This is a genomic window from Citromicrobium bathyomarinum (assembly GCF_038594605.1).
GTDB lineage: Bacteria > Pseudomonadota > Alphaproteobacteria > Sphingomonadales > Sphingomonadaceae > Alteriqipengyuania > Alteriqipengyuania bathyomarina_B.
The window spans coordinates 25,031-45,225 of record NZ_JBCFZM010000002.1 but is presented as its reverse complement, the minus strand read 5'-3'; the positions used below and the strand labels follow the sequence as shown (position 1 = coordinate 45,225).

Sequence of the window (20,195 nt, the reverse complement as noted above, 5' to 3'; positions counted from 1 at the left end):
GACGGGAAATCCTAAAGCGGAACATGGACGCAGGCAGCTCGCCGCGCTTTCGCCACATTTGGGCCGATAGCTTCGGACCTTTCGCGGGCCTTGTCGATTGTTGCCCGAATTCAGCCCTCCGGCGTACGCTGGTCCCGTTTTGCGAGCAATTTCAAGCGCAAGGCATTGAGCGAAATGAACCCTGCCGCATCGCGCTGGTCGTATGCGCCGGCATCGTCCTCGAATGTGACGTGCGCTTCGGAATAGAGGCTGTGCGGGCTGCGGCGGCCGACGACGTCGGCATTGCCCTTGTACAGCTTGAGTCGCACCTCGCCGGTGACACGCGCCTGGCTGTGGTCGATCGCCGCCTGCAGCATCTCGCGCTCGGGGCTGAACCAGAAGCCGTTGTAGATGAGCTCCGCATATTTGGGCATCAGTTCGTCCTTGAGGTGCGCCGCCCCGCGATCGAGCGTGATCTGCTCGATCCCACGATGCGCGCGGGCGTAGATCTCGCCGCCCGGCGTTTCGTACATGCCGCGCGACTTCATGCCCACGAAGCGGTTCTCTACCAGATCGAGCCGCCCGATCCCATGCGTGCGGCCCAGATCGTTGAGCGCGGTCAGCAGCTCGGCCGGGCTCATCGCGTCGCCATTGAGCGAAACCCCGTCGCCGCGTTCGAAGGCGATCGTGATGTATTCGGGGGTGTCGGGCGCATCCTCGGGGTTGGCCGTGCGCGAGTAGACGTAGTCGGGCGTCTCCTCCCACGGGTCTTCGAGCACCTTGCCTTCAGACGAGGTGTGGAGGAGGTTCGCATCGGTCGAGAACGGGCTCTCGCCGCGCTTGTCCTTGGGCACCTCGATCTGGTGCGCCTCGGCCCACGCGATCAGCGCGGTGCGGCTGGTCAGGTCCCACTCGCGCCACGGGGCGATCACGGTCACATCGGGGGCGAGCGCGTAGGCGCTGAGCTCAAAGCGAACCTGGTCGTTGCCCTTGCCGGTTGCCCCATGCGCGATGGCGCCGGCGCCGGTCTCGTGTGCGATCTCGACCAGACGCTTGGAGATGAGCGGGCGGGCGATGCTGGTGCCGAGCAGGTAGTCGCCTTCGTAGCGGGCGTTGGCGCGCATCATCGGGAACACGAAGTCGCGCACGAATTCCTCGCGCAAATCCTCGATGAAGATGTGCTTGTCCGGAATGCCCATCGCCTGCGCCTTACGGCGTGCGGGCTCCAGCTCTTCGCCCTGGCCGAGATCAGCGGTGAAGGTGACGACTTCCAGTCCGCGCTCGACTTCGAGCCACTTGGCGATGACGGAGGTGTCGAGGCCGCCCGAATAGGCGAGGACGACCTTGTTGTTATGCGGGCGGTTGTTCTTGGTTTCGCTGCTCATGAGGCGCGGCTAGCAGCGGGTTGCGAGACGCGCAACGCGGATTACTGCCGGATGCGTCTGGCGTCAGCGCAGCTGACTGTCCTTGCTGCCCCGGCGATTGATGCCGGCGCTGCGGGTCGCGGCATCCCGGCCCGACTGGCAGTGAACGCAGCGCTTTACTCCGGGCAGCGCGACGCGGCGCTTCTCGGGAATTTCCTCGCCGCATTCGACGCACCACTGCTCGCTCTCGCCGCTCGGCATGCGCGAGCGCGCCGCGCTCACCGCGTCCGACACCGTGTCGTCGATCTGATCCTGCACCGCGCCGTCGCGCGTCCATCCGCCTGCCATGGCCTTTTCCTTCGAGCTTCCGAAGCGGCCGATGTGGGGTCGGAACCCCCGAATTTCAATCGGTTGGCCAGGCGTGCGGGCGGACTAACCTTTCGCCAGCAAGCCTTTCTCCGCCGCGCCCATATAGTCGCGGGTGTAGGGCAGGGCGTGCCGGTGGCGGGCGTACTGGATCTGGTAGTTGCACATCGCGCCATTCTCGAACGACGCTGCCGCTCCCGCCAGATAGAACATCCACATGCGATAGAAACGTTCGTCGTACATCGCCACGATGCGATCGCGATGGGCTTCGCTGTTGGCGTACCATGCGCGCAGCGTGCGGGCGTAATGCAGCCGCCACGTTTCGACATCGGTCGCGATCAGCCGCGCCTTCTCGCTCGCGGCGAGCGTTTCGCTCAGCGCCGGGATATAGCCGCCGGGGAAGATGTATTTGCGGGTGAAGGCGTCGGTCGACCCGGGCGAACCCATCCGGCCGATGGTATGGACCAGCATGACTCCGTCGGTCTTCAGCATCTTGCCCGTGCAGCGGAAGAAGCCGTCGAACTGCGGCTGGCCGACATGCTCGAACATGCCGACCGACACGATCCGGTCGTACTTCGCGCCCGCATCCGCATGGTCGCGATAATCGACCAGTTCGATACTGACCTTGTCCGAAAGGCCGGCGGCCGCCACCCGCTCGCGCGCCAGCGCTGCCTGTTCTTCCGACAGCGTGATGCCGGTGACGTGAACATTTGCGCGCGAGGCAAGGAAGATTGCCATGCCGCCCCAGCCGCAGCCGATATCGAGCACGCGCTGGCCCGGCTCGAGCGCCAGCTTGGCGGCAATATGCGCCAGCTTCGCCTCCTGTGCCTCGCCCAGCGTCATGTCGTCGTCCGGCCAATAGCCGCAGCTATACTGCATGTGCTCGACATCGAGCATCAACCGGTAGAGATCGTTGCCGATGTCGTAATGATGGGAGACATTGGCGCGGCTGCGCACCGCATTGTTGAGCTGTTCGCCGCGGAAGGCGATCTGGTTGGCGATCTTCTTGATCGTGCTTGGCCGGGTGTAGCTTGCCCCTGCCTCCCACGGGGCGTTGCGCGCGAATAGCGTGATCAGCCCCATCACATCGCCGCGCTCGATTACCAGCCGGCCATCCATGAAAGCCTCGGCAGCGCCCAGCGCAGGGTCGAGCAGGATTTCGCGCGGTACGCGTTCATCGGCGAAGCGGACCGCGACTTCTGCAAGTTCCGGCGTCGCCTCGCCGAAGCGCTTGCGCGTTCCATCGGCGAATTCCACCGCCAGGCTGCCGAACGTGATGAGGCTTTCGAAATAGCGGCTGAGCAACAGCGTTGCGGGGCCGCGCGAGCCGGAGTTGCCGGCCCGATCGGCGGTGTTCGTCTTGCTCGACATGAGGTGCTTATACCCTTCGCGATTGTCCTTTTCGGGGCGATAGTCAGTCGGATTTGCGCGACAACATCTTTTCGAGGCGCGACGGCTTGGCCATCTTGGGCGGCAGCTTGCCCGATAGCTCGTACAGCATGTTCCCCAGCTGCACGGCCTGATCCTTGTTCAGGACCATCCGCGAGACCAGCACATCGTCCTCGCTTTCGGGCAGATTATTGACCGTCTCCAGCCTCACGATCATGCTTGCGCCGAGATCGTCCGCTGTCCAGCCGACCAGCACCCGTACCTCTTCGTCGCTCCAACTCTGGGCCATGATCCGCCTTTTTCCCGATTGCGTGAATAGGCCGCGCTGATACCGGGAGGGAGTTTGGCGGACAAGCCGGTCACATCCCGGCGTACCATTGATAGCCACCGTAATCTTCCCAATACCCGCCTTTCCCGAGCCCGATACTGTCGAGCGACGCGACCGCTTCGATCCCGGTGAGATACTTGGCATGCTTGTAGCCCAGCTGGCGCTCGACCCGGGCGCGCAGGGGAGCGCCGTTCTTGATCGGCAGCGGTTCGCCGTTCAGGCGATGGGCGATAATCGTCTGCGGGTGGAGCGCGTCGATCATGTCGATGCTCTCGTAATAGCGCCCGCGCGTATAATCGTCGGCGCAGCGGAACACGATGTACTTCGCGGTGTCGCGCAGCCCCGCCAGATCGAGGAAGGTGGAAAGCTGCGGGCCGGTCCACTGGCCGATCGCGCTCCACCCTTCCACGCAGTCGTGCCGCGTAATCTGGGTGCGCTGGGGCAGTCGCATGATCTGGTCGAGCGAGAGCGATAGCGGGCGTTGGACGAGCCCGCTCACCGTGAAGCGCCAGTCGGCGAAGTTGTTCGCGGCGTGTTCGGGATAGCCGTCGTTCTGTGGATCGGTGGAACCGTTGCCGCGAAATGTGGGCGAGATGTCCTCGGGCGAGAACTCCGGGGCGAGGGCATTGCGCGCGGTGAGGCTGCGCTGAAGGCCCTGATGCCAATCGTCCACGGCATCGAACAGGCGCTGTCCCGGTGCGCTCTCGTGGACTTTGGAGCACGCGCCCAGCATCATGGCGCCCGAGCCGAGCAACACGGTGCGGCGTTCGATCAGCAAGCTCATGCCGCATCTCCCTTGGGTTTGGCGAAGGGCGGATTGGTGGGCTCGTGCTCGCCGCCCAGCGTCATCGCGCGCAAGTGGCCGAGCGGCCCGGTCAGCAGCACCAGTAGCACGTGCAGGACGAAGAACCCGGCGAGGCCCCAGGCGAACAGGAAATGGATCGAGCGTGCGCTCTGCCGTCCGCCGAGGATATCGACCAGCCACCACAGCGTCGGCTCTATCCCGGGGCTGATCGCGAGACCGGTGAGGATCATGCCGGGCAGCAGGATGCCGAGCACGCCGCCGTAAGCCAGTTTCTGGAGGAAGTTATACTTCCCGCTGCCCTCGTGGCTGAAATCGAAGCGCAGGTGCTGCACAATATCCTGCCGGATAGCGGACCAGCGCCATTCGCGCTTGCCGGTTTTCAGGTCGCGCCGGAAATGGCCGTTCCACAGCATGGCGATCCACATGAAGAGCAGGCCGAAGGCAAAGGGAAAGGCCATCAGCAGGTGCCAGTCGCGCGCCTTGGCGAGGCTGTAGAACCCCGGAATGGTCATCCAGCCGGGGAAGCGCGGCACTTCGAGCCACGCCTGTTCGGGAGTGAATCCGTAGTTGCCCCAGTAGAGATAGGGGTGCGCGTTGGAGATATTGAGCCCGCTCATGAACAGGACGACGATCGCGATCAGGTTGATCCAGTGCCAGATGCGGGTCGAGATGAAATGCCGCGGTGACTTGCGTAAGCTCATCGCACACCTTCCCGTTCCAGATAGATCACGTCGCGCGGCTGGTTTAGCAGGTGCTGGCCGCTGTCGACAAATACGGTCTCGCCGCTCGCCAGATCGCCCTGCGCCAGCATCACCGCCGTTTGGGCCACGTCCTGCGGCGTGGTCCTGCGGCGGCGCAGGTTGAGCAGGTGCGATCGCTCCGCCTCGTCCTCGCTCTGGTCGTGGCTGGCGAGGATGGCTCCCGGCGCGACGCCGTAGACGCGGTCTTCGCTGCGCGCAGCACCCCCATTGTCGCGCGTCTGGGCCAGCATCCGGATCGTCGCGTCGAGCGCATGCTTGCTCATGGTGTAGCTGAAGAAATCGGGATTGGGATTGGCCAGCTTCTGGTCGGTCACCTGGATCACCCGGCGTCCACCGGGTGCGCGGGCATGCGCGAGATAGCTCTGCGCGAGCAGGGCGGGGGCGCGGGCGTTGACGCGCATCGAGGTGTCGAATGTTTGGGGATCGAGCGCGGTGACATCGTCCGGGATGAAAACCGATGCCGAGTTGACGAGGCACCGCCAGTCGCCCATCCGTGCGGCGATGCTGCGCGCAAGTTGGTCGGGCGCGCCGTCCTGCGCCAGGTCCGCCTGCACGGTTTCCGCCGACGGAAGCCCGGTTGCGAGCTTGGCGGCCGCGTCCCCGGACGAGCGGTAATGGATAATGACATGCCAGCCCGCAGCGGCGAACGCCCGCGAGAAAGCCGCGCCGACGCGCTGGGCGCCTCCGGTGACGAGGACGGCGGGTCTTTTCACTGTGCGATAAGACCACACTGTCGCGTCGGATTAAAGAGCGTTCGATACGGACATTCGAAACGTCTTGGAAATCGAGCCGAGGACCACCCCGTCCGCGCGCTTTCGACGCTCAATCGCCCTTCAGGTGCTCGGCGAGGAAGGCGAGCGTGGCGGGCCAGATTTCCCGCTGCGCGGCAAGCGTCGCTTCGTCGTAGCGGAACTCGCCCTCGGTCCGCTGGACGCCGGTGCCCGACAGCGCGTGGCCTGCGTCCGGATAGATCAGCGCGACCGTTTCCAGCCCGCCTGCTTCGGCCCGGCGTTCGGCGACATTCTGCGCCATTCCGCCCGAGTTCCAGGTGTTGTCGGCATCGCCGCCCGCGACGAGCACCGGCTCGTCAATCTCCTCGACGCGAATGCGTGCGGCTGGCACGCGCTCGGGATTGGCGCGGCGTCCGGCGTCCTGCGGTGTGCGCAGGCGCACGACTGCCCCGGGGATCGCGTATTTCGCGAACTCTTCTTCCATGCCGAGATAGGGCACGAAGGGCAGTGCTTCGCCTTGCCACGAAAAACTGCTGACCTCACCCGGCTTCGCCTGCGGGCCCCAGCCTTCCCAGACCACATCGCTGGGCACGATCGCAACCACGGCTGCAAATCCGTCGATTCGGCTGGCACCGGCAAGCACGAATTCCGCCCCCTTGGAAACGCCGTAGAGCCCGATGGTATCGCCCTGCACATCACCGCGCGCCCGGAGCCAGTCGCGCGCGATGGCCAGCTTTTCGAGCGGGATCGAGTCGAAGGCTTCGGGCAGTTCGGGCAGCTGTCGAGCGGGGGGAAGATAGCCGGGCGAGTAGTAGGGCAGCCCCAGCACCGCGTAGCCCTGTTCGATGAAACGTGGGGCCGAGCTGCGCGATCCCATGTCGCCCCCTTCGCTGCCGCCGAGCACGATCACGACAGGAAAGGGGCCCTCACCCTCGGGCGTGGCGAAAAAAGCATAGGGCAGTTCGTCGCCGACCATGATCTCGGTCGGGGCGACCGGGGGGCCGGGATCGGCCGCGGCGCTGGTCGAGAGCCCCAGGCCGAACGCGGCGAGAATTGTCAGAAACGTACGCAAGCAGAACCTCCCTTGGTGTGTTATTGGAGTGTTACACCTCGAGTGGCTCTTTTCAAGATGCCGATCGCTGACCGAGCCGATCAGGTGGCAGGGTGCTTACGGCGAATGTCGCGGATCAGCCGATCGGAAACGCGGGGCAGGCAGGCAAGTTCTTGAAGCTCGCTGCGATCCGGCTTGCCTCCACCATAAACGAGGTGAAAGGCGCGCCGCACAGGCCAGACGGTTTCGCCTCGCTCTATCGGATTCAATATGTCGCCGGCTTCAGCCAGGCCAGGCTCGATCACTCTGAAGAATATCCCGCACCGCCCGCTTTCGACGACCGCTTTTACAATGCCCTTGCGGCCCAGATGGCGCTCGATCGTGGCGCAGGGCTGGCGGGGCTGGGTGACTTCCAGGATTGCGGTGCCGAGCCGGTAACGACCGCCGATGCAGACCATGGTTTCGTCGATGCCATGGACGAACAGGTTTTCGCCCAAGCCCCCTGCGGAAGCCAGCACGGGCAGTTCGCCGACTTGGCGTCTCAGCCAGGCATAGTGATCGGCGGGGTAGAGATGGACGGCCATCGCCGGAAAACCGTGGTGACGGCGATCGACCTGCTCGTCTCCCGCAATGCCGCTGAGCCCGATCTCCACCGGGCCATCGAGCGGCGACTTGGCAATCGCGCTGTGCTTTCCACCCGAAGCGAGGCTGCGCGTCCCGCGCAGATCGCCTCGACGATCCAGCTCACGCGGCGCCGACCTCTGCTGCAGCCTCCGCCGCTTCCCGATCACGCTGGGCGCGACTCTTCTTTTCCGCCGCGGTCTTCAGCTGACCACAGGCCGCGCCGATGTCGCGCCCGCGCGGCGTGCGGACGGGCGCGCTGATCCCGCCTTCGAAGACAATGTCCGAAAAGGCGCGGATGCGTTCGGGCAGCGAGGTTTCGTAATTGCTGCCGGGCCACGGATTGAACGGGATCAGGTTCACCTTGGCCGGCAGATCGTACTTCTTGAGCAGGCGGACGAGTTCGCGCGCATCCTCGTCGCTATCGTTCTTGTCCTTGAGCATGATGTACTCGAAGGTGATCCGCCGCGCGTTGCTGGCGCCGGGATAATCGGCACAGGCCTGGAGCAGTTCTTCGAGCCCGTATTTGCGGTTGAGCGGTACGATCTCGTCGCGCACCTCTTTGTTCACCGCATGCAGCGACACGGCGAGGTTCACGCCGATTTCTTCGCCGCAGCGCGCCATCATCGGCACCACGCCGCTGGTCGAAAGCGTGATGCGGCGCTTCGACAGGGCGAGCCCGTCGCCATCCATCACGAGCTTCATCGCATCGCGGACATTGTCGAAATTATACAGCGGCTCGCCCATGCCCATCAGCACGATGTTGGTCAGCAGGCGGCCATCGGCGGTATATTCGGCCTCGTCCTCGACCTCGGCGACATCCATCCGGCCCTTGGGCCATTCGCCCAGCGCATCGCGTGCCAGCATCACCTGGCCCACGATCTCGCCCGGGGTCAAGTTGCGCACCAGCCGCATCGTGCCGGTGTGGCAGAAGGTGCAGTTGAGCGTGCAGCCGACTTGGCTGGAGATGCACAGCGTGCCCCGATCCGCATCGGGGATGAACACCATCTCGAAATCATTGCCGTCGCTTGTCCGCAGCACCCACTTACGCGTGCCGTCGGTCGAATGGTGCGCCTCGACCACCTCGGGGCGGCCGATCACGAACCGTTCGGTGAGCCACGGGCGCATCGTCTTGGCGATATCGGTCATCGCATCGAAGTCGGTCACGCCGCGATGGTAAAGCCAGTGGAACACCTGCTTGGAGCGCAGCTTGGCGGCTTTCGGATCGAGCCCGGCGGCCTCGAACAGTTCGGCAATGCGGCGCTTGGGCAGGCCGATCAGGTCCACGCGCCCATCGGCGCGCGGCGTGATGTCGCGAGGGGTCGGCACCGGATCGATATGTCCGGGCGAGGGCATGAGGTCTGTATCGGCCATGAGAGAGCGGCACATAGTCGTTTTCTGCGTTCAGTTCCAGCACCCCCGCTCGGCACACGTTCGTTCCTGTCGCTCGTCGCTCGATCGGGGCTGTTGGACGAACGATTGTTGCGCGTATGCCACAGTTTCTTGTTGTGTCACGTTAATGAAACTTCGCGGTGCCCTCGCACATTCCTTCTCTGCGTGCCGCAATCGCAGGCGGCACTTGAAAGAAGGAAGAATCAGAATGACCAAGATGTTTGCACTCCTCGCCACCGGCTCGCTCGTTGCGATGGCCGCACCTGCCGCAGCGCAGGTTGGTGAAGACACGCCGTTCAGCGGCCTGCGCGTGCAGGCGACGACGGGCTACGACCAGCTCAAGGCCGGCAGCTCGATCGATGACGATGGCAACGACAACAACGACCAGTCCGCGGAAGGCGTCTTCTACGGCGCGAGCGTCGGCTACGACGTCGATCTCGGCAAAGTCGTGATCGGCCCCGAAGCCGAATTCGCAGGCTCGACCGCCGATACCGACTTCGACGACGGCGACTTCGAAGGCTTCGGCTTCGGCAACGTCTCGGCCGGTCGCGACCTCTATCTGGGTGGACGCATCGGTGTGAAGGCCAACCCGAACATGATGTTCTACGCCAAGGGCGGCTACACCAACGCCAAGCTCAACGTGCGCAGCAATGACGGCACGACCGAGTTCAACGACGATTACGACCTCGATGGCTATCGCGTTGGCGGCGGTCTCGAATATGCCTTCGGCAACAACCTCTTTGCGAATGTCGAATATCGCTATTCGAACTACTCGAAGGCCGAGGTGGATTTCGACGGCACCCTGCCAGACAGCGAGCGTTTCGATGTCGATACGGACCGTCACCAGGTTCTGGTCGGCGTCGGCGCGCGCTTCTAAGCGTAGTCCGATATCGACTGACGAGAGGGCGTGGCCAGCAATGGCCGCGCCCTTTTTGTGTCTGAACTCTACCGAGGGCTAATCCCGCGCGCAGGCAATGCTCGCCGCGTCGATCGCGGTGGCGACGCCCGACAGGCTGTAGCGATCGGTGAAGCGGTTGCCGCCCCTGTCGGTCGCGATCACGCTCATCCGGCTGCCCGCGCGCATGGCCGCGACGATGGCCGCATCCATGCGTTTGTCCTGTGCCCAGGCATCGGCCTCGCCAGCGGTGAGCCGATAGGTGTCTCCGCCGATCCGCAAGGTGACCGTGCCGTTCGATGCCAGACGCCGCGAAAGGCGAAGATGGACCTGGTTGCGGATCTTGCGGCTGGGCCAGGTGCCGACCGTCGCATAAGGCTCGAAATCGCGCGTGCCCCGGGTGCGTTCACCCTTCGATATGGCGTAGCAGCGCGGCAGGCGCGGATCGCGGAAGGCGCCCCAGTCATCGAACACGCCGAGCGACGCGCGGGCGAGGATCGGCGCGGGAACCGCCAGCAGGCTTACCGCAGTCGCGATCAGGATTGCGGCGCGCTTCATGCTGCTTGACTCGACTTGTCGGGATAGGAAATCCTCAGCACTTCCCACTCGCGCAGGCCCGTTGGGCCTTTGACCATCCGGGTATCGCCGACTTCGGCCCCGCGCAGCGCGCGCGCCATGGGGGAGCCCCAGCCGATGCGGCCCTCGCTCGCCTCCGCCTCGTCGTTGCCGACCAGAGTGAGCACCTTCTCGCGGTCGTCCTCGTCCACCAGGGTAACCGTCGCGCCGAAGAACACGCGGTCCCGGTTGGGCTGGTCTGCCGGATCGATCACCCGCGCGGCCTTCATTCGCCGGGCGAGATGCGCCAGCTCGCGGTCGATCTCGCGCATTTTCTTGCGACCATAGATATAATCGCCGTTTTCCGAGCGGTCGCCATTGCCCGCAGCCCAGCTGACGATCTCCACGATCTCGGGCCGCGCGGTGCCGAGCAGGTGGTCGTAGCGCGCCTTCATTGCCGAATATCCGGCGGGCGTGATCGGATTGTCTGCAGCCATGCCCGGCAGACTAGCCTGCCTTAGCGCAGGAAGTCACCCGCCATCCGGGGGCGGCCCGTCATCGCACGGTTCGGATTGAGCTGCTCGTAGATGGCGGCATTCTCGATCACGCGCTGGACGTAGTTCTTGGTCTCGTAGATCGGGATTCGCTCGATCCAGGTGACGTAGTCGATCCCGCCCTGGCGCGGGTCGCCATTGGCGCGCAGCCACTTGTTCACGTTGCCCGGCCCGGCGTTATAGGCCGCGATGGCGAGCGGATAGGCACCGCCATAATAGTCCAGCATGCGGGCGAAATAGGCATTGCCGAGCTGCATGTTGTAGACCGGGTCCGCGATCAGGTTGTCACGGCTATAGCCAAGGCCCAGCTTGCCCGCCTGTTCACGCGCAGTAGCGGGCATCAGCTGCATCAGGCCGCGTGCGCCGGCATGGCTGATCGCGTTGGCGGCGAACTGGCTTTCCTGCCGCGAGATCGCGTGGACCATCGTCCAGTTGGCCCCGCCGGGAGGTGTCATCGTGGGGAAGCCCTGGGTCACGAAGCCCCGGTGGCCATCGGCAGCCGCCGCCTCGGCGACATTGACGGCGAGATCGCGGCGGCCCGTTTCGCGCGCCAGTTCGGCGACCAGCGCGTGCTCTTCGGGCGTTTCGGCCTGATCGGAGATTTCCTGGTAGAACTGGATGCCCGTGCGCCACGGTGCGCCGCGCGCCACTTCGCGCACCGCATTGGTCAGCGGCGCACGTTCGAAGGCGGCGCGTTGCTCCGCAGTCGGCAGGGCGACGCTGTTGCCGCCCAGCGAAGGCATTTCGCGGCCCAGCTTGGCAAGCGCGAGCTGGCCGTAGAAACGGTCGGAATAGCGCGCTGCCATCTCGTAATAGCGGGTCGCTTCGCTGCTCTCGCCCGCGCGTTCGGAGGCGAGGCCCGCCCAGTAGAAACCCTTGGACCGGGTCTGCGGGGTCTGTGCCGCCGCGCCGTAGCGATAGAACAGCGGGGCCGCGCGCCCCGGCTGGCCGAGGTTCCAGTAGGCGTTGGTCCCACCCAGCCACATCAGCGAGGTATAGTCGTCGCGCAAGCGATAGGCTTCCTTGCTGATATCGGTACCGGGCGCGAACAGATCGTCGACCTTGGCCGCGATCTGCGCTGAAGGATCGGAGCCTGCTCCGCGCGCCACGCGCAGCGCCTCGCCGACGAAATCTTCGGGGTCGAAAGCGGGCTTGGCGAAGGACGGACGGTTGGCGAGCAGGGAAATCGCCTGCGGCAGCTGGCCGTTTTCGCGGTAATACTTCGCAAGGTTGTAAATATAGCCCGGGTCCTGATTGGCATCGGGCGGCGTGGCGAGGCCCTGGCTCTCGGGCGTATAGCCCTGGATCAGCGCAAGCCGCGCGGTGAACAGATTGCGCTTTGCGGGCGACACGCGGTTGATCTGGCGCTGCGCCGCTTCGAGCGAGCTCTGCCACAGCAGTGCATCCATCCGCGCATCGTCGTCGGCGGGGGTGATCTGCGACCCGAAGAGCGAGAGCAGATAGGGCTCGCTCGTCGCGCTCATCTGCCCGCCACGCCACGCCTCGCGCGCGACCTCGGCGGCTTCGGGGCGCGATACGGAGGCCAGCGCGAGCGCATAGCGTGCCTTGCCGGCATTTGTGACCGGCGGATTGGCGTCGAAATAGGCCACCAGGCTCTCGGGCGAGGCGACGCTTTCGTCGAGGCGGTTCTCGGCGCGTTCGCGCAGCCGGTCGCCCTGCGGGAAATCGGGATAGGCAAGCAGGAAGCTCGCATATTCGGTGAAGGGCAGCTCGCGCTGCTCGATCAGGTATTCCCATCGATCGATGACCTGCGCCATTTGCGTCGGGGCGCTGGCAATCAGCTCCACCCGGGCGCGGTCCCAGCTTGCGGCATCCTGGGCGAATGCAGGCGGGGTGATCGAGGTGGTGGAAACGAGGGCAAGCGCCAGAAAGGGAAGTCGGGTCATGCTGGACATTATGGCCACTGGCTCCTTATCAGGCACTGAACGAATGGGTGGAACAGGGTGCGAAACCCCGTGTTTGTCGCCCCTTATATAGTCCCAATGCAGGAGCGCTTCAAATGTTCTCAGGCTCTATCCCGGCGCTGGTAACCCCGTTTCGGGCCGGCACGCTGGACGAAGCCGCCTTTCGCACGCTGGTCGACTGGCAAATCGAGCAGGGCAGCGCCGCGCTGGTGCCGTGCGGGACGACCGGCGAAGCCTCAACTCTGTCCAATGCCGAACACCACCGGGTGATCGAATTGTGCGTGGAGCAGGCGGCTGGCCGCGTCCCGATCATCGCCGGGTGCGGCAGCAACGATACGAACAACGCGCTGCTGCATCTGAAATTCGCGAAAAAGGCGGGGGTGACCGCAGGCCTGTGCGTTGCGCCCTATTACAACAAGCCGAGCCAGGCGGGCCTGATCGCGCATTTCAGCCATCTGGCCGAACATGGCGAGTTGCCGATCGTGCTCTACAACGTGCCCGGCCGCACGGTGACCGACATCCTGCCTGAAACGGTCTGCGAGCTGGCGGAGAAATTCCCCGACGTAATTATCGCGATCAAGGACGCGAGCGAGGACCTGTCGCGCGTCGCCGACCACCGCATGGGCATCTCCAGAGATTTCTGCCAGCTGTCGGGCAATGACGAGTTGGCGCTGCCCTTCAACGCCGCGGGTGGATCGGGCTGCATCTCGGTGACCGCCAACGTCGCGCCCAAGCTGTGCGCCGAATTCCAGCAGGCCTGCGCGGATAACGACCTGGTACGCGCGCGCGAACTCAACGACCGGCTGTATCCGCTGCACTATGCGATGTTCGAGGATTCGAGCCCCGCGCCGGTCAAATATGCGCTATCGCGCACGCAGAGCTGGATGACCGACGAAGTGCGGCTGCCTTTGACTGCGTGCTCGGAGGCGGCGCGATATGCCGTCGACAAGGCGCTGGAGCATGCGGGGCTGGTGTGATGGGCACGTCTGGCTGGTTCGGAATCGCGTTGATCTTGATGGGCGCCTTTACGGTGTTCACTGCCGCAAAGTCGGCAAGGGATGCGCAGCAACGTCTGCAATCCGGCAAGGACCGTTATTTCGAAGAACGCCGTGAACTCGAAGCCTACCCGCAACTTCGCAATCCCTCGAAGATCAAACGCGGCGGCTGGTTCGTGATGGCAAGCGGTGTTGTGCTTGTCACGCTCGACGTCTTCGTCGTCTCCTAAAGCACCTCGTCCTCGTCCAGCAGCGTCGTCGGCGGGTGGGGCGGCTGGCTGACCGCCATTGCTTCCACGATGCTGCGCGCATCCTTGCCGACGCGATCCGGCGTCTCGACCTCCGCGACATGGAACATCGCATCGCCCTGGTTGACCACCGGCAGCGTCGCATGGCCGATCACCACGCCATCGACCGGGCTCGCCATTTCCATCCCGTCCTCGCCGAACAGGCCTCCGACCACCGCCAGCAGGCCGCCTTGCTTCACGATGTCGCCCGATTTTCGCACGCGGCGCGAGACGCCGCCCCTCGGCGCGCGGACCCAGGTCGAGCGGTTGGCGCGGATCGGCACTTCCACCTGGTCCGCTCCGCCGTGCCGTTCGAGCATCCCGATATGCGCCAGCACGCGCAGCACGCCGTGGACGCCGACACTGATCGCATGCCGGTCGAACCGCAGCGCCTCGCCCGCTTCGAGCAGCAGCATCGGCACCTCGCGATCCGCCGCGAGCGCGCGCATCGATCCGGGCCGCAAGGGGCTTTCGATGATGATCGGCGGGGCGAAGGCCATCGCCAGTTCGGTGAGGTACGGGCTGCCCGAGGCGATGCGGATCTGCGGCAGGTTGTAGCGATGCACCGCGGCGGTGTGCAGATCGATGCCGAGCGAGCAGCGGTCGATCACCTGTTCGAGGAAAGTATGCGCCAGCTGCGCGGCGAGGCTGCCGTTCTCGTAACCCGGAAAGCTGCGGTTGAGATCGCGCCGGTCGGGCAGGTAGCGGCTGTGCGAGGCGAAGCCGTAGATATTGACCGCCGGGGCAAGGATCAGCGTGCCCGCCATCGCGCCGGGCATCAGGTGGTCGAGCAGCCGCTGGATGATCGCGGTCCCGACGATCTCGTCCCCATGGATCGCCGCGCTGACGAACACTGCCGGGCCGGGCTTCGCGCCGTGCAGCACCTTGAGTGCCAGCGACGCCTCAAGCCCGGTGACCTGCTGGCTGACCGGGATTTTGAGGATTTCCGCAGTGCCGGGCGCAATCTCGACATCGTGGATGGCGAAGGGTTCGGGCTGGTCCATCTCCCAGCATAGCCACGGGCATGGCGCGCTGCGCAAGCGGCGACCCGGCGTCATCCCCCAGCGCATTGCTGCGCCGACCCTTCCAATTGGCGCACGACGCGCCTACATCGCGCCCCCTTATGGCTCGCCCCAAACCCACCACCTTCGACAAGCGCAAGGTCGTCGCCGAGAACCGGCGCGCGCGCTTCGACTATGAGGTGCAAGAGAAGTTCGAGGCGGGCATCGCGCTGCAGGGCACCGAGGTGAAGTCGCTCCGGTCGGGCGAGGCGGCGATTGCCGAATCCTATGCCGAGGTGCGCGACGGGCAGGCGTGGCTCATCAATGCCAACATCCCCGAATATACCCATGGCAACCGCCTGAACCACGAGCCCAAGCGCCCGCGCAAGCTGCTGTTGCACGAAAGAGAGATCGAAAAGCTGCTTGGTGCGGTTGAGCGCAAGGGAATGACGCTTGTGCCCCTTAGTGTGTACTTTAACGGTCAGGGCCGCGCGAAGGTCGAACTGGCGCTCGCCAAGGGACGTCAGACCAAGGATAAACGCGATTACCTCAAGGATCGTGACTGGCAGCGCGACAAGGCGCGAATAATGCGGGAGCGTGGCTGACGCGAGGCGCTGACGGGGCGCGCGATTTTTGCGGTGAGCGGGGCGATCGATTAACGTACCGGCCATGCTCTCCGCGCTAGTCGGGTCCGGCAGATGGCTCGTCGATTTTCTCTCCCGATTTTCGTGCGTCTCGGCTTGCCCTTCGCACCACCGGTCACCATCATCGAAGACGCGCCATGAGCCAGGGATCAGACAGCCTCGACAAGCCGAACGCACGCTCCGCCGTGCTCGGCTATGTGCGGCGCTATACCGATCGCGAATGGCTGGCGACCCACCGCCTCCTCAAGCCCATCGCGCATCGTTTCCTGAGCCCCGAATTATGGCGCTTCACCCGGCGTAACGTGCCGCGCGGCGTGGCGCTGGGCCTGTTTGCGGGCTTCGTCATCCCTGTCGGGCAGATTTTCCTCGCGCTGGTGATGGCCTTTACCGTGCGCGCCAATGTCCCCATCGCGAGCGGAGTGACGCTGGTCACCAATCCGCTCACCTTCCCCTTCTGGCTCTGGGCCGCCAACCGCACGGGCCACAAGGTGCTGAGCTTCGCACCCGAAACCAGCAAGGCGCTGATGCAGCCGCAGGCGCTGTGGTCCGTCCCTGGATTGTTCGAAGCCGCCGGGGCCACCGTGCTCGGCTTCATGCTGTTCGCCGCTATCTTCCCCCCCCTCGGCTATTTCCTGACCAAGTGGTTCTGGCGGTTTGCCATGGGCCGCCGGCGCAAGCGGCGGTTGAGGCGATTCGCGGTGGCTCGCCAGGCACGGGTCGACGACGCTCCGGCAGATGGCATGGCGGACGAAAGCGGGGGCGAATGAGCCCCTTTGCCGAGCCTGCCGAGAACAGCACGCCGCTCGGCTGGGTCGTCTTGCTGCTGGCGCTCGCTGTCAGCATCGGCGCGGTCTGGCTGCTGAGCGGGCTGCCGATCCTTACTGCCGCTTACGCTGGCGGGCTCGCCACGCTGATGGCGCTGCTCGTTCTTCTGCGCGGAAAAGCGCGCGGGAGCGAGGTCGACGCGCTCGCGCCGCCCGACTGGAGCGTGACCCTCGCGGCGATCGATCAGCCCGGCGTGCTGGTCGCGATTACCGACCGCGCGAACCGGCTGGTGTGCGCCAGCGCCGCGTTTTCCTCACGCTTCGGCGTAGAGAAGGCACCGCCCAATCTGGCCTTGAGCGAAGAGGACGCGGACGAAGCGCTGTTGAAGACCGCGCGCGAAGCGTGGCGCGAAGGACGCGCGCATGCCTCGCATCTGACACTGGGAAGAGACGACTTGCGCTGGGAGGTCGAGGCGCAGCGCGCGGGGCGCGGCGAAGACCACCTCGTTTGGCGTTTCCGCCCCGAATCGAGCGAAGATCTCGCCACTGATGTGGGCCAGTTGGTCGCCGGGCCGCTGGGCAAGATGCTCGACCGGGCGGGCGTCGTCGCGGCGCTGGTTTCGCCCGAAGGAGTCGTGCGTGCGGCATCGCCCGCCTTTGCCGAATGTGCGGCGGGCGATCCTACTGCGACGTTGGCAGGCCGCGACTTTGCCGATTTCCTGCGGCTCGACGAGCGAGAGCGCATTTTCTTCGCCCGCGCGGGACGCGAAGGAGAGCCGTACCAGCTGATCCACGTTTCACTTAACAATCCAGGCGAAGACTGGCTGGCGGGCCCGCAGGACGCGCCTTCGCTGATGCTGCTGATAGAGGCGCATGCCGCGTTGGCCGACAATCACGCTGGCGATGCGACGCCCAAGCTCGAAAAGCTGATCGAGGCGCTGCCGCTGGGCCTTGCGATGACCGACCGCGACGGTCGCTTCCTGTTCGCCAACCCGTCCTTTCTGCGCGCCATCGGGCGGCCCGATAAGGGCCTGCCGACTTTCCCCTCGGACCTGGTGGTGCGTGAGGACAAGAGCGCGATTTCCGATGCCGTGCGCCGGTTCGGCAAGGGCGGGCTGGCGAGCGGGGATGTCGCCGTGCGGCTGGCCTCTTCGCCCGAAGAGCCCGTTTCGGTCGGCCTCGCCAGTATGCGCGGGATGGGCGAGCCGGCGGTGCTGCTGACACTGGCCGATTCGAAAGAGGAAACCGAGCTGAAGCGTCAGATGGCACAGGCGACCAAGATGCAGGCGATCGGCCAGCTGGCGGGCGGCGTCGCGCATGATTTCAACAATGTGCTGACCGCGATCATCGGCTATTGCGACCTGATGCTGCTGCGCCACATGCCGGGCGACAGCGACTACGACGATATCCAGCAGATCCGCGCCAATTCGAACCGGGCGGCGAGCCTTACGCGACAGCTGCTCGCCTTCAGTCGCCAGCAGACCCTGCGGCCCGAGGTCCTCCAGCTGCCCGATGTCGTCTCCGAGGTGAGCCAGCTGTTGAAGCGCCTGCTCGGCGAGAAGATCGAGTTCCGTGTGCGGCACGATCGCGATCTCGGCCCGGTCCGCGCCGATCCGGGGCAGCTCGAACAGGTGATCGTCAACCTCGCGGTCAACGCGCGCGATGCGATGGCCGCCAAAGGTGATGGTACGGGCACGCTGGCGATGTCGACCCGCAAGGTGACGGTAAAGGAAACCCGCAGCCACGCGATCGATATGGCACCGGGCGAATATACCGCGCTGCTGGTGCGCGACACCGGAGGCGGAATTCCCCCGACGGTGATCGGCAAGATCTTCGATCCCTTCTTTACCACCAAGGAGCAGGGCAAGGGCACGGGGCTGGGGCTGTCGACCGTTTACGGCATTATCCGCCAGTCGGGCGGCTACATCCATGCCGAGAATGTCGGCCCCGCCGACGGACTGGGCGCAGGCGCGCTCTTTGCAATCTATCTGCCGGTCCACCACGGGGCCGCCGCCGGAGCAGGGCGCCGCGGCGAAGCCGAGGAGCCAGCGCGCGCATGGTCCAGCGGCGGACGCGTGCTGCTGGTCGAAGACGAGGACATGGTGCGTGCCGTCGCCGAACGCGCGCTGGTCCGCGCGGGCTTCACGGTCACCGCGCAGCCCGATGGCGAGGATGGCCTGGCCGAAATCGCCAATGGAGGCGAGTTCGATTTGGTTGTGTCGGACGTCGTCATGCCGGGGATGGACGGGCCCGCGATGGCCCGTGCGATCCGCAAACTGAAGCCCGACATCCCGATCCTGTTCATGTCGGGCTATGCCGAGGAAACGCTGCGCAACGAAATCAGCATCGATAACATGCATTTCATCGCCAAGCCGTTCAGCGTGGAACAGATCTCGCGCAAAGTCGGCGAGGTCCTGAGCGCCGCTAACGCCTGAAAACCTAGCTTTTCGGGTTCTTGAGAAAAATCACGTTCCCCACTTGTTCTTTCGGAACATACGCAGTACAAGCTGCTCATGTCGATAAGGGGATCGCCCCCCTAGGAACCTGAAGGAGAGCGTGCGATGGCTGCTGCGAAACTCAAGCTGGTGGACAAGGAAACCAACGTGGATCGTCAGAAAGCGCTCGATGCCGCTCTCGCCCAGATAGATCGGGCTTTCGGCAAGGGTTCGGCCATGAAGCTGGGCTCGAAGGAAGCGATGAACGTCGAATCGATTTCGACCGGATCGCTCGGCCTCGACATCGCACTCGGCGTGGGCGGGCTGCCCAAGGGCCGCGTGATCGAGGTGTACGGGCCCGAAAGCTCTGGCAAGACGACGCTCGCGCTGCATGTGCTGGCCGAATGCCAGAAGGCTGGCGGAACCGTCGCTTTCGTGGATGCGGAGCACGCGCTGGACCCGGTTTACGCCCGCAAGCTGGGCGTCGACATCGACGAACTGATCGTCTCGCAGCCCGACACGGGCGAACAGGCGCTCGAAATCGTGGATACGCTGGTACGTTCGAACGCGATCGACGTGCTGGTGGTCGACTCGGTGGCCGCGCTTGTGCCGCGCGCCGAAATCGAAGGTGAGATGGGCGACAGCCATGTCGGCCTGCAGGCGCGCCTGATGTCCCAATCCCTGCGCAAGCTCACCGGGTCGATCAACCGTTCCAAGTGCATGGTCATCTTCATCAACCAGCTGCGGATGAAGATCGGCGTGATGTACGGCAATCCCGAAACCACCACCGGCGGCAACGCGCTCAAGTTCTACGCATCCGTCCGGCTCGACATCCGCCGCACCGGACAGATCAAGGATCGCGACGAGATCATCGGCAACTCCACGCGGGTCAAGGTGGTCAAGAACAAGGTCGCTCCGCCGTTCAAGCAGGTCGAGTTCGACATCATGTATGGCCAGGGCATCTCCAAGATCGGCGAGATTCTCGATCTCGGCGTGAAGGCCGGCATCGTGGAAAAATCTGGCTCGTGGTTCTCCTACGACAGCACCCGGATCGGCCAGGGCCGCGAGAACGCGAAGACCTTCCTCAAGGAAAACCCCGAAATTTGCGACAAGTTGGAGGCTGCGATCCGCGGCAAGACCGACGATGTCGCCGAGGAGATGATGGTCGGTCCTGACGCGGAGGACTGATCGCTTTCTTCTCAAGCGGGTGCGAAGACAGTGCCCGGAAACCCGGATGGCCGGTCGCGAAAGCTCCTTTCAGGAGGCATCGCGGCCGGCTTTTCCGTTGTCTGCTGCGACTGCGGGCGAACCGCGAGGTAATGCGCGCGAACGCTTGTCGATCCGGCGGTTCTT

At 64.9% G+C, this 20,195-nt stretch carries 21 protein-coding genes; 7 read left to right on the top strand and 14 right to left on the bottom strand.

Annotated elements, in window-relative coordinates:
* Positions 1 to 110 precede the first annotated feature (110 nt).
* The 10 genes from AAG612_RS07105 to rlmN all read right to left on the bottom strand — a co-directional run bounded on the left by AAG612_RS07105 (position 111) and on the right by rlmN (position 8,769).
* Positions 111 to 1,364 carry an argininosuccinate synthase gene (locus AAG612_RS07105; protein WP_342508724.1) on the bottom strand — a complete coding sequence of 418 codons (1,254 nt, stop codon included), beginning with the start codon at positions 1,362 to 1,364 and terminating at the stop codon, positions 111 to 113.
* Between the two features lie 63 nt (positions 1,365 to 1,427).
* Positions 1,428 to 1,691, bottom strand: a complete 264-nt coding sequence (locus AAG612_RS07100) for a DksA/TraR family C4-type zinc finger protein (protein ID WP_342508722.1) — start codon at positions 1,689 to 1,691, stop codon at positions 1,428 to 1,430.
* An 84-nt stretch (positions 1,692 to 1,775) separates the two neighbouring features.
* Positions 1,776 to 3,080: a class I SAM-dependent methyltransferase gene (locus AAG612_RS07095; protein ID WP_342508720.1), complete on the bottom strand. Its 1,305-nt coding sequence runs from the start codon at positions 3,078 to 3,080 to the stop codon at positions 1,776 to 1,778.
* Positions 3,081 to 3,123: 43 nt separating this feature from the next.
* Positions 3,124 to 3,387 (bottom strand): hypothetical protein, encoded by a 264-nt coding sequence (locus tag AAG612_RS07090; RefSeq protein ID WP_342508718.1) that lies wholly within the window; start codon positions 3,385 to 3,387, stop codon positions 3,124 to 3,126.
* A gap of 70 nt (positions 3,388 to 3,457) precedes the next feature.
* Positions 3,458 to 4,210, bottom strand: coding sequence for a molybdopterin-binding protein (locus AAG612_RS07085; RefSeq protein WP_342508716.1), 753 nt, complete (start codon positions 4,208 to 4,210; stop codon positions 3,458 to 3,460).
* Positions 4,207 to 4,932 carry a cytochrome b/b6 domain-containing protein gene (locus tag AAG612_RS07080; protein WP_342508714.1) on the bottom strand — a complete coding sequence of 242 codons (726 nt, stop codon included), beginning with the start codon at positions 4,930 to 4,932 and terminating at the stop codon, positions 4,207 to 4,209. The genes AAG612_RS07085 and AAG612_RS07080 overlap by 4 nt, the downstream gene beginning before the upstream one ends.
* Complete coding sequence (locus tag AAG612_RS07075) at positions 4,929 to 5,705, bottom strand: SDR family oxidoreductase (protein WP_342508712.1); 777 nt, start codon at positions 5,703 to 5,705, stop codon at positions 4,929 to 4,931. Before AAG612_RS07075 ends, AAG612_RS07080 begins: the two co-directional genes overlap by 4 nt.
* A gap of 109 nt (positions 5,706 to 5,814) precedes the next feature.
* A complete protein-coding gene (locus AAG612_RS07070) occupies positions 5,815 to 6,795 on the bottom strand; it encodes an acyl-CoA thioester hydrolase/BAAT C-terminal domain-containing protein (protein WP_342508710.1) in 981 nt (326 codons plus the stop codon).
* An 80-nt stretch (positions 6,796 to 6,875) separates the two neighbouring features.
* Positions 6,876 to 7,427, bottom strand: a complete 552-nt coding sequence (locus AAG612_RS07065; protein ID WP_342508708.1) for an MOSC domain-containing protein — start codon at positions 7,425 to 7,427, stop codon at positions 6,876 to 6,878.
* Positions 7,428 to 7,518: 91 nt separating this feature from the next.
* The gene (gene rlmN / locus AAG612_RS07060; protein ID WP_342508706.1) at positions 7,519 to 8,769 is read right to left on the bottom strand and encodes a dual-specificity RNA methyltransferase RlmN; all 1,251 of its coding nucleotides are present in this window, start codon (positions 8,767 to 8,769) and stop codon (positions 7,519 to 7,521) included.
* Between the two features lie 226 nt (positions 8,770 to 8,995).
* Between rlmN and AAG612_RS07055 the strand changes: the two genes are divergently transcribed.
* Entirely contained in the window at positions 8,996 to 9,664 is a 669-nt protein-coding gene (locus tag AAG612_RS07055; protein ID WP_342508704.1) for an outer membrane protein, read from the top strand.
* Between the two features lie 78 nt (positions 9,665 to 9,742).
* Here the strand turns inward: AAG612_RS07055 and AAG612_RS07050 are convergent, their stop codons facing one another.
* The 3 genes from AAG612_RS07050 to AAG612_RS07040 are packed head-to-tail and all read right to left on the bottom strand — an operon-like array spanning position 9,743 to position 12,707.
* Positions 9,743 to 10,240 carry an invasion associated locus B family protein gene (locus AAG612_RS07050; RefSeq protein ID WP_342508702.1) on the bottom strand — a complete coding sequence of 166 codons (498 nt, stop codon included), beginning with the start codon at positions 10,238 to 10,240 and terminating at the stop codon, positions 9,743 to 9,745.
* A complete protein-coding gene (greB, locus tag AAG612_RS07045; RefSeq protein WP_342508700.1) occupies positions 10,237 to 10,734 on the bottom strand; it encodes a transcription elongation factor GreB in 498 nt (165 codons plus the stop codon). The genes AAG612_RS07050 and greB overlap by 4 nt, the downstream gene beginning before the upstream one ends.
* A gap of 20 nt (positions 10,735 to 10,754) precedes the next feature.
* The gene (locus AAG612_RS07040; protein WP_342508698.1) at positions 10,755 to 12,707 is read right to left on the bottom strand and encodes a lytic transglycosylase domain-containing protein; all 1,953 of its coding nucleotides are present in this window, start codon (positions 12,705 to 12,707) and stop codon (positions 10,755 to 10,757) included.
* Between the two features lie 104 nt (positions 12,708 to 12,811).
* Here AAG612_RS07040 and dapA point away from each other — a divergent pair, with 104 nt between their 5' ends.
* Positions 12,812 to 13,693 (top strand): 4-hydroxy-tetrahydrodipicolinate synthase, encoded by an 882-nt coding sequence (gene dapA / locus AAG612_RS07035; protein WP_342508696.1) that lies wholly within the window; start codon positions 12,812 to 12,814, stop codon positions 13,691 to 13,693.
* On the top strand, positions 13,693 to 13,941 hold the full coding sequence (locus tag AAG612_RS07030; RefSeq protein ID WP_342508694.1) for a hypothetical protein: 249 nt from the start codon (positions 13,693 to 13,695) through the stop codon (positions 13,939 to 13,941). Before dapA ends, AAG612_RS07030 begins: the two co-directional genes overlap by 1 nt.
* Here the strand turns inward: AAG612_RS07030 and AAG612_RS07025 are convergent.
* Positions 13,938 to 15,002, bottom strand: a complete 1,065-nt coding sequence (locus AAG612_RS07025; RefSeq protein ID WP_342508692.1) for a succinylglutamate desuccinylase/aspartoacylase family protein — start codon at positions 15,000 to 15,002, stop codon at positions 13,938 to 13,940. The genes AAG612_RS07030 and AAG612_RS07025 overlap by 4 nt on opposite strands.
* Positions 15,003 to 15,121: 119 nt before the next feature.
* Between AAG612_RS07025 and smpB the strand changes: the two genes are divergently transcribed.
* The 4 genes from smpB to recA all read left to right on the top strand — a co-directional run bounded on the left by smpB (position 15,122) and on the right by recA (position 20,030).
* A complete protein-coding gene (gene smpB / locus AAG612_RS07020) occupies positions 15,122 to 15,604 on the top strand; it encodes an SsrA-binding protein SmpB (protein WP_342508690.1) in 483 nt (160 codons plus the stop codon).
* A 176-nt stretch (positions 15,605 to 15,780) separates the two neighbouring features.
* Complete coding sequence (locus tag AAG612_RS07015) at positions 15,781 to 16,410, top strand: DUF2062 domain-containing protein (RefSeq protein ID WP_342508688.1); 630 nt, start codon at positions 15,781 to 15,783, stop codon at positions 16,408 to 16,410.
* A complete protein-coding gene (locus AAG612_RS07010) occupies positions 16,407 to 18,842 on the top strand; it encodes a hybrid sensor histidine kinase/response regulator (RefSeq protein WP_342508686.1) in 2,436 nt (811 codons plus the stop codon). Before AAG612_RS07015 ends, AAG612_RS07010 begins: the two co-directional genes overlap by 4 nt.
* A gap of 126 nt (positions 18,843 to 18,968) precedes the next feature.
* Positions 18,969 to 20,030 carry a recombinase RecA gene (recA, locus tag AAG612_RS07005; RefSeq protein WP_342508684.1) on the top strand — a complete coding sequence of 354 codons (1,062 nt, stop codon included), beginning with the start codon at positions 18,969 to 18,971 and terminating at the stop codon, positions 20,028 to 20,030.
* Positions 20,031 to 20,195: the final 165 nt, after the last annotated feature.